Annotated in this window: 15 protein-coding genes; 4 read left to right on the top strand and 11 right to left on the bottom strand. The window is 35.4% G+C overall.

Translation table 11 applies throughout. The features are described 5' to 3' along the window. Positions 1-34 precede the first annotated feature (34 nt). The 3 genes from ES674_RS08700 (at position 35) to ES674_RS08690 (ending at position 3,737) form a co-directional block, all read left to right on the top strand. Positions 35-523 carry an acetyl-CoA carboxylase biotin carboxyl carrier protein subunit gene (locus ES674_RS08700; protein WP_148403540.1) on the top strand — a complete coding sequence of 163 codons (489 nt, stop codon included), beginning with the start codon at positions 35-37 and terminating at the stop codon, positions 521-523. 93 nt (positions 524-616) lie between these two features. Beyond that, the gene (accC, locus tag ES674_RS08695) at positions 617-2,059 is read left to right on the top strand and encodes an acetyl-CoA carboxylase biotin carboxylase subunit (protein WP_148403539.1); all 1,443 of its coding nucleotides are present in this window, start codon (positions 617-619) and stop codon (positions 2,057-2,059) included. Positions 2,060-2,195: 136 nt separating this feature from the next. Beyond that, on the top strand, positions 2,196-3,737 hold the full coding sequence (locus ES674_RS08690; protein ID WP_148403538.1) for an acyl-CoA carboxylase subunit beta: 1,542 nt from the start codon (positions 2,196-2,198) through the stop codon (positions 3,735-3,737). 82 nt (positions 3,738-3,819) lie between these two features. On the opposite strand, the gene ES674_RS08685 is transcribed toward ES674_RS08690, so the two are convergent. The 6 genes from ES674_RS08685 to ES674_RS08660 all read right to left on the bottom strand — a co-directional run bounded on the left by ES674_RS08685 (position 3,820) and on the right by ES674_RS08660 (position 8,748). After that, positions 3,820-4,200 (bottom strand): hypothetical protein, encoded by a 381-nt coding sequence (locus ES674_RS08685; RefSeq protein ID WP_148403537.1) that lies wholly within the window; start codon positions 4,198-4,200, stop codon positions 3,820-3,822. Continuing rightward, positions 4,200-4,613 (bottom strand): GreA/GreB family elongation factor, encoded by a 414-nt coding sequence (locus ES674_RS08680; RefSeq protein ID WP_148403536.1) that lies wholly within the window; start codon positions 4,611-4,613, stop codon positions 4,200-4,202. The genes ES674_RS08685 and ES674_RS08680 overlap by 1 nt, the downstream gene beginning before the upstream one ends. Positions 4,614-4,630: 17 nt before the next feature. Beyond that, complete coding sequence (locus tag ES674_RS08675) at positions 4,631-5,926, bottom strand: Glu/Leu/Phe/Val family dehydrogenase (protein WP_148403535.1); 1,296 nt, start codon at positions 5,924-5,926, stop codon at positions 4,631-4,633. A 10-nt stretch (positions 5,927-5,936) separates the two neighbouring features. Then, on the bottom strand, positions 5,937-6,134 hold the full coding sequence (locus tag ES674_RS08670) for a hypothetical protein (RefSeq protein ID WP_148403534.1): 198 nt from the start codon (positions 6,132-6,134) through the stop codon (positions 5,937-5,939). Between the two features lie 184 nt (positions 6,135-6,318). Then, positions 6,319-7,644 (bottom strand): sigma-54-dependent transcriptional regulator, encoded by a 1,326-nt coding sequence (locus ES674_RS08665; RefSeq protein ID WP_148403533.1) that lies wholly within the window; start codon positions 7,642-7,644, stop codon positions 6,319-6,321. A 3-nt stretch (positions 7,645-7,647) separates the two neighbouring features. Further along, positions 7,648-8,748, bottom strand: coding sequence for a sensor histidine kinase (locus ES674_RS08660; protein ID WP_148403532.1), 1,101 nt, complete (start codon positions 8,746-8,748; stop codon positions 7,648-7,650). A gap of 177 nt (positions 8,749-8,925) precedes the next feature. Here ES674_RS08660 and ES674_RS08655 point away from each other — a divergent pair, with 177 nt between their 5' ends. Beyond that, positions 8,926-10,146, top strand: a complete 1,221-nt coding sequence (locus ES674_RS08655) for a multidrug effflux MFS transporter (RefSeq protein WP_148403531.1) — start codon at positions 8,926-8,928, stop codon at positions 10,144-10,146. Here the strand turns inward: ES674_RS08655 and ES674_RS08650 are convergent. From ES674_RS08650 to acs, 5 genes are all read right to left on the bottom strand, one after another. Continuing rightward, a complete protein-coding gene (locus tag ES674_RS08650; RefSeq protein ID WP_148403530.1) occupies positions 10,124-10,756 on the bottom strand; it encodes a MarC family protein in 633 nt (210 codons plus the stop codon). The genes ES674_RS08655 and ES674_RS08650 overlap by 23 nt on opposite strands. Positions 10,757-10,844: 88 nt before the next feature. Next, positions 10,845-11,618 carry an NYN domain-containing protein gene (locus tag ES674_RS08645; protein WP_148403529.1) on the bottom strand — a complete coding sequence of 258 codons (774 nt, stop codon included), beginning with the start codon at positions 11,616-11,618 and terminating at the stop codon, positions 10,845-10,847. A gap of 561 nt (positions 11,619-12,179) precedes the next feature. Beyond that, a complete protein-coding gene (locus ES674_RS08640; protein ID WP_148403528.1) occupies positions 12,180-12,911 on the bottom strand; it encodes a hypothetical protein in 732 nt (243 codons plus the stop codon). 343 nt (positions 12,912-13,254) lie between these two features. After that, a complete protein-coding gene (locus ES674_RS08635; protein ID WP_148403527.1) occupies positions 13,255-14,010 on the bottom strand; it encodes an HNH endonuclease in 756 nt (251 codons plus the stop codon). A 281-nt stretch (positions 14,011-14,291) separates the two neighbouring features. Beyond that, positions 14,292-16,199: an acetate--CoA ligase gene (gene acs, locus ES674_RS08630; RefSeq protein WP_148403526.1), complete on the bottom strand. Its 1,908-nt coding sequence runs from the start codon at positions 16,197-16,199 to the stop codon at positions 14,292-14,294. Between the last annotated feature and the right edge of the window lie 73 nt (positions 16,200-16,272).

Raw genomic sequence — 16,272 nt, 5'->3', positions numbered from 1 at the left:
TATTTCTTATATTTACAATTCTAAAAATAAAAAAATGAGTCCAATTTATCAGACTAAAGTTAATAATACGTACGATTTCGAATTAACTCAAGAAGCTGTTGAAGCTTTAGATTCGGTTAAAGAAACCAACAGTAATTATCATATTATAAATAATGATACAAATTATAAAGCTGAAATTGTATCATCAAATTTTATTACCAAACACTATCAAATGAAAATTAATGGCAATTTATATAGCATCGCCATAGAAGATCATTTAGATACGTTAATTAAGGATTTAGGTTTTGAAATTGGCGCATCCAAACAAGTTAATGACATTAAAGCACCTATGCCTGGATTAATTTTGGATATAGCAGTTCAAGTTGGCCAAGAGGTGGAAGAAAACGACACCTTACTTATTTTAGAAGCTATGAAAATGGAAAACGTGATCACGTCACCTAGAAGCGGTTTTATTAAATCCATTTCGGTTAAACAAGGTGATGCGGTTGATAAGAGTCAATTGTTAATAGAGTTTGAGGCATAAAAGTGAAATTATAAAAATTGCAAAGCGTAAAATTTGACGTTTTATACTTAAAAATAAACAAAATCCCTTCCCTTTGGGAAGGTTAGGATGGGAATGAAAAAAATACTTATAGCAAATAGAGGAGAAATTGCCATTCGCGTGATGCGAACCGCTAAAAAAATGGGCATTAAAACGGTTGCTGTTTTTTCCACAGCTGATCGGAATGCACCACATGTGAAATATGCTGATGAAGCCGTTTTAATTGGTGAAGCACCTTCCAATCAATCGTATTTAAAAGGCGATAAAATTATTGAAGTCGCAAAAAGTCTTAACGTAGATGCCATTCATCCTGGATATGGATTTTTATCAGAAAATGCAGAATTCGCAGAACTTTGTGAAGCCAATAATATCATTTTTATTGGTCCGAAATCGGATGCCATTCGCGTTATGGGAAGTAAATTAGCAGCTAAAGAAGCCGTTAAACATTACAACATTCCTATGGTTCCAGGAACGGAAGAAGCCATTACGGATATTCCTGCTGCAAAAAAAATAGCCAAAGAAATTGGGTTTCCAATTCTAATAAAAGCCTCCGCTGGTGGTGGCGGAAAAGGCATGCGAATTGTTGAAAAAGAATCCGATTTCGAATCGCAAATGGATCGTGCCATTAGTGAAGCCGTAAATGCTTTTGGTGATGGATCGGTTTTTATTGAAAAATATGTGAGCTCACCTCGTCATATTGAAATTCAAATTATGGCAGATTCTCATGGCAATATTATACATCTTTTTGAACGTGAATGTAGTATTCAACGTCGCCATCAAAAAGTAGTAGAAGAAGCACCATCATCTGTATTAACTCCTGAACTACGAAATGAAATGGGTGAAGCCGCCATAAAAGTGGCCAAGGCCTGTAATTATTTAGGCGCTGGAACGGTAGAATTTCTATTGGATGAAAAACATAATTTCTACTTTTTAGAAATGAATACGCGTTTGCAAGTAGAACATCCCGTGACTGAATTAATTAGTGGAACAGATTTGGTAGAACTACAAATTAGGGTGGCTCGTGGTGAAGAATTAGCCATCAAACAAACCGATTTAAAAATTACCGGTCATGCATTAGAATTGCGTGTGTATGCCGAAGATCCTTTAAATGATTTCCTGCCCAGCGTTGGTAATTTAGAAGTTTATAAACTTCCTGAAGGACCGGGCATTCGTGTAGATAATGGTTTTGTAGAAGGTATGGATGTCCCTATTTATTATGATCCGATGCTGGCAAAACTTATCACTTACGGCAAAACACGCGAAGAAGCTATCGAATTGATGATTTCTGCCATTGCCGATTATCATATTCAAGGAATTGAAACAACTTTACCCTTCGGAACCTTTGTTTTTAAGCATGATGCTTTTCGTTCCGGTAATTTCGACACCCATTTTGTGAAAAAATATTATTCACCTGAAGCGCTCAAAGACGAACAAGAAGCAGAAGCCAAATTAGCGGCTATGATTGCAGTTAAGCATTATATGGCTGAACAAAAATTATTACGAATACCAGTGAAGTAGTGTTCAGTGTTCAGTGTTCAGTGTTCAGTGTTCAGTTAAAAAAAAATTCTGCAGCAGTAATAAAAGAATTAATCAAGATAGCTTTGCACCTTTGTGCCTTCGCGAGAAAATAACAACCATACAACAAACAGTATATATGGAATCCAAAATAGAAGATTTAAATAAAAAATTAGCCCTAGCCTATTTAGGTGGTGGCGAAAAACGCATAGAGAAACAACATGCTAATAAAAAATTAACCGCTCGCGAACGCGTTTTGTATTTATTAGATGAAGGCTCCTTTGAAGAAATTGGCGCATTGGTTACTCACCGAACGAAAGATTTCGGCATGGACAAGCAACAGTTTTATGGTGATGGTGTGGTAACAGGATATGGAACAATTTCTGGGCGTTTAATTTATGTTTTTGCTCAAGATTTTACCGTTTTTGGTGGTTCACTTTCTGAAACACATGCCGAAAAAATCTGCAAAGTGATGGATTTAGCCGTAAAAGTAGGTGCTCCAATTATAGGCTTAAATGATTCTGGAGGCGCCCGAATTCAAGAAGGCGTTCGCTCGCTTGGTGGTTATGCTGATATTTTCTATCGCAATGTGCAGGCATCAGGAGTTATTCCACAATTATCTGCTATCATGGGTCCTTGTGCTGGAGGTGCTGTTTACTCGCCAGCTATGACGGATTTCACCTTAATGGTGCAAGACACCAGTTATATGTTTGTTACAGGCCCAAATGTGGTGAAAACCGTTACCAATGAGAACGTAACTAGTGAAGAATTAGGTGGTGCCAGTGCACATTCCACAAAATCGGGTGTCGCTCATATAACGTCCACGAATGATGTAGAATGTTTGGAAGATATTAAGAAATTATTGAGTTATTTACCTCAAAATAATACCGAAAAAGCGAAAGATTTTCCTTTTGAATTAGCGGATGAAGTACGCGAAGAGTTAACGAAAATTATTCCCGATAATGCCAACAAACCTTATGATATGCATGCGGTTATTTCAGGCATTATTGATGCAGATTCTTTTTTCGAAATCCATAAAGATCATGCCGAAAATATCATTGTAGGTTTTGCCAGATTAGGTGGAAAAAGTATTGGTATTGTCGCCAATCAACCGATGTTTTTAGCAGGTGTTTTAGATGTGAATAGCGCGAAGAAAGCGGCGCGATTTGTTCGTTTTTGCGATGCTTTTAATATTCCTTTACTTGTTTTAGAAGACGTTCCAGGATTTCTACCAGGAACCGATCAAGAATGGAATGGTATTATTGTTCATGGCGCGAAATTGCTTTACGCATTTTCCGAAGCTACGGTGCCAAGAGTTACCGTAATTACCCGAAAAGCTTATGGTGGCGCTTATGATGTAATGAATTCTAAACATATTGGTGCGGACATGAATTATGCATGGCCAAGTGCTGAAATCGCCGTAATGGGTGCAAAAGGTGCCGCGGAAATAATTTTTAAAAAAGAAATTAATGCGGCTGCTGACAGTGAAGCAAAATGGAAAGAAAAAGAAGCTGAATATGCTGAATTATTCGCTAACCCTTATAGTGCAGCAGAGCGTGGTTTTATTGATGAAGTAATTTTACCCGAAACTACCAGACGTAAATTAATAAAAGCGTTTGCTATGCTAGAAGATAAGCAAGTTGAAAGACCAAAACGCAAGCATGGGAATATTCCGCTATAAGATTTCAATTATTATATTTCATAAAAAAACAAGCCATACATTTTCATGCATGGCTTGTTAAACATTACTAATTATTAAAAAACTAACTTGTAAGTATTTTTAAATATAGGTCATTTTTTAGTGTACGATAGGTTTCCAAATGTTTCAAATACTTGGTACAATAGGTATCGTGTAAATTCACATAATAAACATCGCATTCTAAATCGTCACATTCATTATATTTTTCAATGGAACTTCTATAATTGTGTAACTCATTCATAATTACGGTATTTTGTTCAGATTTCTCTAAAAAACTATCGCGTAATACTTTATCATTCAATTTATTCGAAGCTATTTTGGCTAACCAATCACTCTCATCTGTAACATAACTTAAATGAGAAAGCCAAACATCAAGCTCTTGTGTGCGCTTGGCTAGAATGATTTCTTCATCTGTATTATGATTTAATAAAGGGTTTAATTCCATTATACTTGATATTGTTTGTTCGATTTATTTTGCGTTACATTTATAATACGCAGTTTTTTGATACCACCAGGAAATTCCCAATCAATAACATCGCCTTGAGCATACCCAAAAACAGCAGATCCCATAGGCGTTAACACTGAGACCTTATTACCTTGCGGGTTTTTTTCGTTAGGCGTTACTAATTCAAAGGTGTTTTCCCAACCATCATCCGTTGCAACGGTTATTATAGAATTAAATCTAATAACATCTTGAGGAACTAATTCTTCATCATGGATGATAGCATTTTCTAATTCAGTTTCCAGTCTTTTTACAGAGTATTTCCGCGTATCTTCTTTATAATTTTTAGATAAATTCAATAGGCTTTTTAAAACAACATACTCCTTTTTCTCTAAAATCAAATTTCCGTATTTCATGTCGCATAAAGTTTTATTTATGGAAAAATTCCACGTTGAATATATGCTTTTTCAATACGCTGAATAGCAATAAAATAAGCAGCTGAACGCATGTCTATTCCTTTCTCTTCAGATGTTTGAGAAACTTTTCTAAAAACTTCTTTAATCTTTTTATCAATTTTAGCTAAAATTTCATCAAGTTCCCAAAGTTCACCATTACGGTTTTGTAACCATTCGAAATAACTTCCAATTACACCACCAGAGTTACATAAAATGTCCGGAATAATAGTAATTCCTTTATCCATTAATATTTTTTCAGCTTCAACTGTTGTTGGTCCATTTGCACCTTCAGCAATTAAAAATGCTTTAATTTGAGTTGCATTTTCTGCAGTAATTTGGTTTCCTAAAGCTGCTGGAATACAGATATCACAATCTAATCCGAAGAAATCCTCTTTAGCAACTTCAGTAGAACCTGCAAAACCAACTATAGAGCCTTTATTATCTTTCGTATATTCAAATAAATCAGCAACAGAAAGACCTTCTGAATTACTAATTGTTCCAAATGCATCTTGAACTGCAACCATTTTAGCACCTACTGTTTCCAAAAAGTGTGCTGCCCAATAACCTACATTTCCAAAACCTTGAACAATAAAACGTTTACCATTTAAGTCTATATCTTTACTTTCAGCCCAATACTTAATAGTTAAGAATACACCAAAACCTGTTGCTCTATCACGTCCTTCTAAACCACCTGATCCAGTTGGTTTTCCAGTAACTACGTGCTGATTTTTAGAACGTTCAGATGGCGCTTTTGTAGACATATACGTATCTGCAATCCAAGCCATTGTTTGTGCATTGGTATTAACATCTGGAGCAGGAATATCATGTTCTGGTCCTATGTTTTCACCTAAAGCATAGGTAAAACGTCTTGTAATACGCTCTAATTCTGTAATTGAATATTTGGTTGGATCCATTTGAATTCCACCTTTGGCACCACCGTAAGGTAAACCTGCTAATGACGTTTTCCATGTCATCCACATAGCTAAAGCCTTTACAGAGTCAATGTCAATTGTTGGATGATAACGTAATCCACCTTTATAAGGACCTAAAGCGTTATTATGTTGAACGCGATATCCTTTAAAAATTTCAACTTCGCCATTGTCCATACGAACTGGAAAGTGAATAATTAGCTCGTTGTTTGTAACGGCTAATATTTTTTTAATGTTTGGATTTAATTGAACCATTTCTGCAGCAGCATCGAATTGTTTCATAACATTCTCTAACATGCCCTGTTTAGGTTGCTTTTTCTTCTTTACTTCTTTTGTTAATGTCATTTTTTTATATTTAAATAAGTTCAATAGCAGCCTTTTTCAATTTATGATTGACCGGTTTTGCTTTAAATTGGGATTGGTTTTTAAGTATACTTTTAGCACTAATTTGAAATTCACTACACGACCAGATAAAACTTTTATTGGTGGTTAAAATGCAGGTGTCCATAAACTTGCAATCTTGACACAAACTATTTTCCACTGCTTCACTCATTAAAACTAGCCATTTTTATCTAATCACTAATAAGCAATGGCCGTGCCACATAAAAACATAATATTTAAAATACGATTAAACCAGTGATTTACAGTGCTTTCTATATCAATATTGAGAAATGATAGATTTGCGGCTTGTGGTAAAATTACGCAACCGCGTAATAACTACACACTTAAAGTGTAACTTATTTTATTTTTTCACCAAGCGTTTTTCGATCGATCTGTAATATTTTCGCTGCTTTGGTTTTATTATTGTTGGTTGCTTCTAAAACTTGCAGTATATAAGCTTTCTCCATTTCTTTTAATGGCAATAGCGTTAAGCTTTCCTTTGGAAATGTTATATGATATTTTAATTGATCTGGTAAATCGGCAATCGTTACCTGCTTATCACACATGATAACCGCGCGTTGAATAACATTTTCTAATTCCCGAATGTTTCCAGGCCAATCATAGCGTTCCAAAGCATGTAAAGCCTCTTCTGAAATGGTTACCAAACGATCTTTAAATTCGACACCATATTTAAACAGGAATTTATTGGTTAATAAACCAATATCCTCTTTACGCTCTTTTAAAGGCGGAACAGAAACCTCAACCACGGTTAATCGGTAATATAAATCTTCGCGAAAACGTCCTTGGGCTATTAAATCTTTCAAATCCACATTAGTTGCAGCTATCACACGAACGTCAATAGCTTCTACCTTTTGTGAACCCACCCGTGTAACTTCCTTTTCTTGAAGCACGCGCAACAATCGCGCTTGGGTAGCTAATGAAGCATTTCCAATTTCATCTAAAAAGACAGTGCCTTTATGTGCGGCTTGAAAAAAACCATTTCTATTCTCATCGGCACCTGTAAATGCTCCCTTAGTGTATCCAAATAATTCGGCTTCTAACAAACTTTCAGGAATAGCGCCACAATTCACGGCAATAAATGGCGCTGTGGCATATTTCCCCATATAATGAATGGAGCGTGCCACTAATTCCTTTCCTGTACCACTTTCACCACTAATAAAAATAGTGGCTTTATTATTTTTAACGCGATCTATAACATCGGTTACTTTTTTTATAGCATCAGATTTGCCAATGAGCTCGCCATATGATTTTTTGTCTGAATCTTCTTGCGGGATAGATGCTTTTTTAGGACGACCTTCAAAAGCTTTAGCTACGGCACTTTTAAGTTCTTCTTTGGTGAAAGGTTTAGTTAAATATTCCATTACCCCAGATTTCATAACCTCTAAAGCACCATCAATAGATGGATAACCTGTTACTACTAATTTGGGAATACTCGGGAAATGTTCAGAAACATATTTTACCAGTTCTAATCCATCTACACCAGGCATTTTTAAATCGGTTATCAATAAATCGATACTTTGATCTTGCAAAATGGCAATCGCTTCTTTAACAGAAACAGCTTTAAAAGTATGGTAATTTAAAGTCTGTAAATGCCGCTGAAGTAGTTCAAGAATATGAACATCATCATCAACTAACAGAATATTTTCACGATTAAATCCCATATTTTAGTTTTTTGGAAAGCTAATGGTAAAAATAGTGCCTTTTGGTGAATTGGGCCTATGTTTTATACTTCCTTTATGACTTTTCACAATGCCATGCACCACACTTAAGCCCAATCCGGAACCTTCTCCAACTGGTTTTGTAGTAAAAAAAGGATTGAAAATATTCTCCCCTTTTTCGGGATTAATACCTGAACCCTCATCACTAATTTCAATGATAATCTGTGTTGCGTTTTGAATAACTTCAACATTAATTAAACCACGTTCTGGTGAGAAATAAATGGCGTTTATAACCAAATTAAAAATAACCTGCGTAAGTTGAATGGCATCCACGCGAAATGGAATTTGAGCATCTTCAATATCCACATTGCAAACAATATGTTTTTTTGAAAAGTTCGGTTTCAATAAACTAATAGCATCCTTTATTATAGGCGTAATATTGGTCAGCGCCATTTGTTGAGGCATATCACAGGAAAAGAACATTAGTTTTTTAACAACTTCTCGTGAATAAATAGCACTATTCATAATTTTATCTAAATCGTTGATGGCGGTCTTATCGCCTTCAAATTGATCTTTTAGCAATTCTGAATAACCTAAGATATTAGCCAAAGGGGTATTAAGTTCATGGGCAATTCCGGCTGTAATTTCACCTAAAATTGATAACCTGTCAGCACGTTCTATCTGACGTCTAGACATGGCTTCTTTTTCAATAATTTGCTTACGCTCAATTAAATTACCAATTTCTGAAGCTACTTTATTTAGCAGTTGTTTTTCTTCATTTAAAAATGTATTTGCCGAAAATTTAGATTTTAAATAGCCCACTTTTATAGAACCAATGGGAATATTGAACGCTTTAATAGCCGAAACAATAAAAACTTGATCCTCTGATTTTTTTCCAGCGAAAAATAAAGCTTCCTCTACTTTTATTTCTACAGAGGCATCTTCAGAATATAAAACAGCACCCTGTAAACTTCGGGAAATAGCTTTTAATGTGGGATGCAAATCGTCCAAATTGCAATTTGCTATATAGGAACTTACCGTATATAAGCAGGTGAGTTCTTTTATTCGTTCATTTAACTTTTCTTCAGCTGAAATTAACGGCGACATATAGTAGATTTTATAACACAAAAATACAGATTTTAATTAGCATGAAGTCAGATTTTGGGTTGATTTACTGTTGATTAATCAAAAACATTGGGTTTGATAAATTAAATTAAAAAGAATTAACAATCTCTTATAATTTAGCATAGTTAAAACTCTTTTCTTTTAAAGTAATTTTGCCTAATGCCTATTGAAACACCAACTAACGAAAAAGTAAACCTCGAATTTATTGCCCTTATGGCCTCTTTAATGGCTATTGTTGCGCTTTCTATTGACGCTTTGCTTCCTGCCCTACCCGATATTGCTCGCGATTTAGATGTTACCGATGTTTCTAAAAATCAGTTGTTAATTACCATGATTTTTTTAGGATTGGGTTTTGGTCAGCTTATTTTTGGGCCCCTTTCGGATAGTTTTGGACGTAAACCCATAATCTATGTCGGTTTTTTACTGTTTGTTTTAGCGAGTATTTTATGTGTTACTGCGGTTAGTTTTGAATGGATGATTGTGGGCCGGATACTGCAAGGAGTAGGTTTGGCGGCACCGCGAACTATTAGTATTGCCATGGTTCGGGATTCTTACAGTGGGGATTATATGGCTAAAGTGATGTCTTTCGTGGTCATGATTTTTATTTTGGTTCCTGTAATAGCACCCACATTAGGACAGTTTCTAATTACATTTTATGACTGGCATTCTATATTTTATGTCAACCTTATTTTTGGTGTTTTAGTTATGTTTTGGTTTTGGAAGAAACAACCAGAAACCCATTTAAAAGCGCATCGAACCAAACTAACTCCTAGCCTTTTTATGGAAGGTGCTAAAGAATTTTACCGTCATAAAGATGCTGTCGCTTATACCGTGATTTCTGGTTTAATAACAGGTTCTTTTATGGTGTATTTAAGTACCTCGCAACAAATTTTTGAGCATCAATATAATTTGGCGGAATTATTCCCTTATATTTTTGCCAGTCTTGCTATTTCCATTGGATTTTCAACATTTTTAAACAGCACCTTGGTTTTGCGTTTCGGCATGAAAAAGATTGCCTTTACAGCTGCTATATGTTATAGTATTGTTTCTGTACTATATGTTCTGATATTTTCATCAGGAATAAATCCAGATTTATCGGTTTTAGTTATTTTCTTCGTTTTACAATTCACCGCTATCGGGTTCTTATTTGGTAATTTACGTTCTCTAGCTATGGAACCTATTGGGCATATTGCTGGGGTTGGCGCTGCCATTAATGGCTTTTTCAGTACCATTATGGCTGTACCGATAGCTAGCTTTATTGGAAGCTTTATTTCCGAAAGTGTTTTGCCTTTATTTATTGGATTCTCCATTTGTGGTATTTTGTCTGTTGTTTTATTTCTTTCGGTTAAAAACACCGCTAAAATTGTAGTGCCTCAATAACGGATACTACAGATGAAATTATATATTCCACACCAATAGCAATTACAATAAACCCGATAATTCTTGATAAAGCATTAATTCCTGATGCGCCTAAAAAGGTCACTATTAAATGTGACGATTTCAATATAAGGTAAATTAAGACGGTTGTAAATAACATGGCGGATACTATAATACCGATTTGAAGTGTGGACTGATATTCCTGATTGAAAGTAATAAGCAATGAAATAGTTCCCGGTCCTGCCAACATAGGAATAGCCAAAGGTGTTAAAGAAATGGCATCTCGAGTATGAATATCTTCTTGAACTGTATCGGGTTTCATACCTTTATGTTCCTTGAATTTACCTGTTAGCAATGCAAAACCTGAAGACGCTATAATGAGTCCACCAGCAATTTTTAAAGCGTTTAAGCTTATTCCGAAAAAGGATAAAATATACTTTCCTGCAAAAAACGAAAGCAACAGAATTATACACACATTAAAGGCCGTCCAAAATGCGGTTACTGCACGTTCCTTTTTGGTGTTTTCTTGAGTTAACCCTACAAATACCGGCACGGTTCCGAGTGGGTTCATGATGGAGAATAACGCTCCGAAACTGACTAAAAATAAATCCATAGTTTTTTACTACAAATTCACTACTTTTTATCAGGTTGTACGTTAGGGCAATTTTAAATTAGGATGTTGTTATGGTTAAATTTTCAACTTACTTTCTTCGGGAACGCTGCTTTGGTTTTTTTTCATCAATGCGCACGTACACGAGCTTGAAACGGCCATTTCCACTTTCGCGCTTATCAATTTCGAAATCGTCAATGGAATTAATTAACGGCGTTAGTTTTGCGAAACCATAGTTACGCGAATCGAAGTTTGGTTGTTTCTTTTGAAGTAAACTACCAACATCTCCTAAAAAGGCCCAACCATCATCATCGGCCAAATCTTCTATGGTTTGGGATATAAATTGAATATCCTTGGCGGTAATTTTATCGTAAGAATCTTTTTTGACTTTTTTGTCATCTTCTGAATCCAAATCCGAATCGGTGTTTGTGGAGGCTTGTTTTAAAATTTCAATGTAGATGAATTTATCACAGGCTACAATAAAGGGTTTTGGCGTTTTCTTTTCACCTATTCCATACACTTGCATTCCGGCTTCACGCAGTCTGGTTGCCAAACGCGTAAAATCACTATCACTAGAAACCAGGCAAAAACCGTTTACTTTTTCACTGTAAAGAATATCCATAGCATCAATAATCATGGCGCTATCTGTGGCATTCTTTCCAGTGGTGTAACCATATTGTTGAATGGGTGTAATGGCATTTTCAAGCAGCATGTTTTTCCATTTGGAAAGGTGTGGTTTGGTCCAATCGCCATAAATACGTTTAATGGTTGGGTTGCCGTATTTGGCAATTTCTTCCATCATTTCTTTTACGTAGGCAGACGGAATATTGTCGCCATCAATTAACACTGCAAGTTTAATATCCATGGTATTATTTTAGTTAGATAGGTATTTTGTAAAGTTAATAAAGTGGGTAGTATTTTCCATAAAATAGTATCAGTTTTTAATTTGTTGCAGATGATATGGCTTAATTTGCTTTGTTTTATTAGGTATTAGCCTGCTGCTATTTTAAATATGGTTTAAATTATCAGTGGTTTTTATATTGGTTTCATTTTTTGTTTTGCCGTTGCCAGTATTCTAAATGCGGGAGGGATAATTCTAAATACGGGAGCAATATTTCTAAATGCGGGAGGGAAAATTCTAAATACGGGAGCAATATTTCTAAATGCGGGAGCGATAATTCTAAATGAGGGAGCGATAATTCTAAATGCGGGTTTAATATTTCTAAATACGGGCGCGATATTTCTAAATGTGGGAGAGATATTTCTAAATGCGGGAGAGATATTTCTAAATGCGGGAGCGTTATTTCTAAATGCGGGAGGGCTATTTCTATTTTCAGCAATTAAATTTCCAATTGCCGTGCCGGTATATTGGACTGCAATTGGATATTTTTTTAAAAGGATTAGGGGTTTTTAATTTGGTGTTTTGCTAATCTTTTTTCTTTGTGAATTTTATTATTGTTATTTGACCAAATTCTGGGCTGGTTGCTCCGTAAACGGATTTGACGTATTTTTTCACTTCTGCTGCGGTGTTTACCAAACTCGTTTCTGCTTCATATAATACCTTGTTTCTTTCTAGACGGGCTTTGCTTACTTGGGCATAGGCGTTTGATACTTGTTTATTTTTGTCTTTTAGGTCTTGAAGTTGTGTTTGCAGTGTTGCTACTTGCAGGTCTGTTTCGTTGGGTGCGTAACTTGGTTCTGATTGTAAAACTGAAATGAGGCCTTCAAAATGCTGAATAAGCTGGTCATAGGATTGTTGGCTGGAGCTGATTGTTTTGGGTGCCGGTTGGTTTGGGTCTGTGGGTTGTTCTATTTTGGAGGCTCTTTTTCCTTGTAGTTTTCTGTTGAAACTTTTAGCGTCTTTAATTATCTCGTCTGTGGCATTGGTGGTTTCTAATGCACTTATTAATCGGGTGGAAAGGGAACGTAAATTTGCAAAGGCATCCAGGCGTTGATTAATGATGTTATTAAAGTCTGTGTTTTTAGTTAAAACGTTATTTAAACTGGTTTCTGAATTGGTATACAGTGTTTCCAGTTGTGGTAGTAGCAGACTGTTTTTTGTTGGGTTATAGGTTGGACCATAGCCGTTGACGAAGGCTATAAGGTCTTGAAAGTTTGCTACATTTTTTGCGTGTCCTACTTCTGATGTTGAAGCCATAGTGTTGATTTTTAGATGTTAATACAAATAAATGTAGTGAATTAACTTTTAAGAGTAGCTATGGGTAGGGAATTATGTATAACTAATAAGGGGACATTTTAATTAGCAATTTTCACTTTGGAAAGAAAGGAATCAAGTTCGATTTCTGAATTAAAGTGAAAGTTGCATTCAGCTTTATTTTGAAAGAAGTTGATTAAATCTAAATGGTTTTCAAACACTCTAAATGAATTTCCTTCATAATTATAGATGAAGAAAAGCTTCTTTAAATTTTCATTTGATACAAGGACAGTTTCTATTGACCTTGAAGATTTGATATAATCTGTATTTATATTTTGAAACGTATTCATTTGATAAATATATTTTGGAAATGATAATCTAAAAATTCTTTTTTAGGTAAAAATCTTTCAGGCTTTAAAATACTTTGTGTGTTATACTTTATAAAGAAATCATTTACAGATTTATCATTAGAATAATCATCAAAGTACTTTGAAACGTTTACTTTGAAATCAGGAGTTACAGTTATAAAGCCTTTATCGAACGCTTTATCATGTATTGAGTTCAAACATAATCCATTGTGAGGATTTGTTCGATTATCAATATCTTTTGACCAGGGTTTAATATGACTTGCAACTAAAAAATCTGGAATGGAAAGACCCGTAATGCAACACTTTAGATTATATGAGGATAAAATAGTACTTCTAAAAAAACTTTGATTAACCCTTGCCTTTATAGTAGTTTCTCTTTCTTTACCCTTTGGAAAATTTTCAAAACTAATTTCTTCAATTTCCTTATTTTGAAACTTGGCAATTAATTCTTCACTTTCATAAGCTAATCTTTCCCAATTTCCATTGAATTCATTCCAAACAACTTCTTCCAGTTTACTGCCGTTGATTAAACCTGTAATTCCTTTTTTCTTCAACTCTGGGTCAAGTCTTCCGAAATTACCGATTTTCATATTTAATGCCGAAGGCGATCTTCCAATAATATTGGCATATTTTATTACTGTTGGATTGGATTTACTGCTGCTTTTAAATGGGATTTTACAATACACATTAAAGGCTACAATAGTTTCTTCTCTTGTCCAGTTATTCTTTGCCATTATGCTACGTTTTGCTTTTTGGATTGAAGTGGTAATCCTTTTTGTGAGTTCCTAAAATAAAATTGAAAATCTGGTTTTTGCATAATATTTAATTCTTCGTAAAGTTCGGTTAAATTTTGGTTGCAGGTCGTTTGTAATAATGTGAAACACCATTTTTATGATTTTGATAATAGTGAGTCAAATTGTTGGTAGCTTTCTTTTCTACAACGTTTCCAAATTTATCCTCTATATCTGAATGTTTTTTAATCATATTTAATCTGTAAAGTAACTAAAATCTCACATTAAAGCGCCTCATCCATAATTTCCTTCACACATTCTGGGTTTAATAAGGTACTGATATCGCCTAAATTAGATGTATCTTTTTCGGCAATTTTCCGAAGAATTCGACGCATAATTTTACCAGATCGGGTTTTTGGTAGTCCGGCGGTGAATTGAATTTTGTCCAATTTCGCAATGGGCCCGATACGTTCTGTGATGAGTTGGTTGATTTCTTTGCGGAGGTTTTCATGAATTCGGCTTTCACCCGCATCTTTTAGCGTGACAAACGCATATAAAGCTGTTCCTTTTATATCATGTGGGAAACCTACTATGGCGGATTCTGCTACGGCTGGATGTTCGTTGATGGCATCTTCAATAGGTGCCGTTCCGAGATTGTGACCAGAAACGATGATTACATCGTCTACTCTACCCGTAATTCGGTAGTAACCAACTTCGTCCCGCAACGCACCATCACCTGTGAAATACATATTTTTATAAGTAGAAAAATAGGTTTCTTTATACCGTTTATGGTTTCGCCAAATAGTGCGCGCCATACTAGGCCATGGAAATTTAATACACAGCCTTCCTTCTACTTGATTGCCTTTTAACTCTTCACCTGCTTCATTAACAATAGCGGGTTGCACCCCAATGAATGGTAATGTGGCATAGGTGGGTTTTGTTGGCGTTACGAATGGAATAGGTGTAATCATGATAGCGCCCGTTTCTGTTTGCCACCAGGTATCAATAATAGGACTTTTCTTTTTCCCCACATTATCATTATACCAATGCCAAGCTTCCTCATTAATAGGTTCGCCAACGGAGCCTAAAACTTTAATTGACGATAAATCGAATTTCTCCACCATTTCGGAGCCCTGTTTTGCCAAAGCACGAATGGCCGTTGGAGCAGTATAAAACTGATTGACTTTATGTTTATCAATTATTTCCCAAAAACGACCAAAATCTGGATAGCTTGGTACACCTTCAAATAAAACGGTGGTGGCGCCATTTGCTAGCGGTCCGTAAATAATATAACTATGTCCCGTAATCCAGCCGATATCTGCTGTACACCAGTACACATCATTTTCACGGTACTGAAAGGCATTTTTAAAGGAATAAGCGGTGTACACCATATAACCGGCCGTAGTATGCACCATGCCTTTTGGTTGCCCCGTGGAACCGGAAGTGTAGAGAATAAACAACGGATCTTCGGCATCCATAATTTCGGCAGGACATTGTTTTGATGCCTCATCCAATAACGGTTGTAACCACATATCCCGACCTTCTTTCATGGTAATATTACCACCCGTTCGTTTTACCACTAGTACTTTTTCTATGCCTGGACAGGATTCCAAGGCTTCATCTACGATACCTTTAAGATCTATAGTTTTGGCACCACGATAAGAACCATCTGATGTAATGACCATTTTACAATCGGAATCATTGATTCGGGTTAATAAAGCCGTCGCAGAAAACCCAGCGAACACCACGGAATGAATGGCACCAATTCGCGCACAAGCTAAAATAGCAATGGCCAGTTCGGGAATCATAGGTACGTAAATACAAACCCGATCGCCTTTTTTTATGCCTTGACTTTTTAGCACATTCGCCATTTTATTAACGCGCTCAAATAATTGCTGATAGGTAATATGTTGAGCTGGCTCATCCGGATTATTGGGTTCGAAAAGGATAGCGGTTTTTTCACCGCGGGTTACCAAATGCCTGTCTATACAGTTTTCTGTGATATTTAGTTTAGCGCCTTCAAACCATTTAATTTCAGGTTTGGCAAAATCCCAACTCAATACTTTATCCCATTTTTTTCGCCATAAAAAATGTTCTTCAGCTACTTCTTCCCAAAAATTTTCGGGTTCACGAATGGACTTTCTATAAATTTGATAATATTCTTCTAGATGCTTGATGTGATAATTGCTCATGTTTACACGTTATTATACTTTTCAATTTAATACTTCTAAATGGTATTTAAAAAAAATAGGTTTAAAAAATCAA

The sequence above is a fragment of the Bizionia myxarmorum genome, assembly GCF_008086205.1.
GTDB classification, from domain to species: Bacteria; Bacteroidota; Bacteroidia; order Flavobacteriales; family Flavobacteriaceae; genus Algorimicrobium; species Algorimicrobium myxarmorum.
Note: the sequence above shows the minus strand (reverse complement) of the source record. Positions and strands in the feature narration are given on the sequence as shown.

Coding starts and splice junctions, on each gene's coding strand:
- ES674_RS08685 (WP_148403537.1), bottom strand. CDS start 4,200: ATGGAATTAAACCCTTTATTAAATCATAATACAGATGAAGAAATCATT.
- ES674_RS08700 (WP_148403540.1), top strand. CDS start 35: ATGAGTCCAATTTATCAGACTAAAGTTAATAATACGTACGATTTCGAA.
- ES674_RS08655 (WP_148403531.1), top strand. CDS start 8,926: ATGCCTATTGAAACACCAACTAACGAAAAAGTAAACCTCGAATTTATT.
- ES674_RS08645 (WP_148403529.1), bottom strand. CDS start 11,618: ATGGATATTAAACTTGCAGTGTTAATTGATGGCGACAATATTCCGTCT.
- ES674_RS08675 (WP_148403535.1), bottom strand. CDS start 5,926: ATGACATTAACAAAAGAAGTAAAGAAGAAAAAGCAACCTAAACAGGGC.
- ES674_RS08680 (WP_148403536.1), bottom strand. CDS start 4,613: ATGAAATACGGAAATTTGATTTTAGAGAAAAAGGAGTATGTTGTTTTA.
- ES674_RS08635 (WP_148403527.1), bottom strand. CDS start 14,010: ATGGCAAAGAATAACTGGACAAGAGAAGAAACTATTGTAGCCTTTAAT.
- ES674_RS08640 (WP_148403528.1), bottom strand. CDS start 12,911: ATGGCTTCAACATCAGAAGTAGGACACGCAAAAAATGTAGCAAACTTT.
- ES674_RS08660 (WP_148403532.1), bottom strand. CDS start 8,748: ATGTCGCCGTTAATTTCAGCTGAAGAAAAGTTAAATGAACGAATAAAA.
- accC (WP_148403539.1), top strand. CDS start 617: ATGAAAAAAATACTTATAGCAAATAGAGGAGAAATTGCCATTCGCGTG.
- ES674_RS08670 (WP_148403534.1), bottom strand. CDS start 6,134: ATGAGTGAAGCAGTGGAAAATAGTTTGTGTCAAGATTGCAAGTTTATG.
- acs (WP_148403526.1), bottom strand. CDS start 16,199: ATGAGCAATTATCACATCAAGCATCTAGAAGAATATTATCAAATTTAT.
- ES674_RS08650 (WP_148403530.1), bottom strand. CDS start 10,756: ATGGATTTATTTTTAGTCAGTTTCGGAGCGTTATTCTCCATCATGAAC.
- ES674_RS08690 (WP_148403538.1), top strand. CDS start 2,196: ATGGAATCCAAAATAGAAGATTTAAATAAAAAATTAGCCCTAGCCTAT.
- ES674_RS08665 (WP_148403533.1), bottom strand. CDS start 7,644: ATGGGATTTAATCGTGAAAATATTCTGTTAGTTGATGATGATGTTCAT.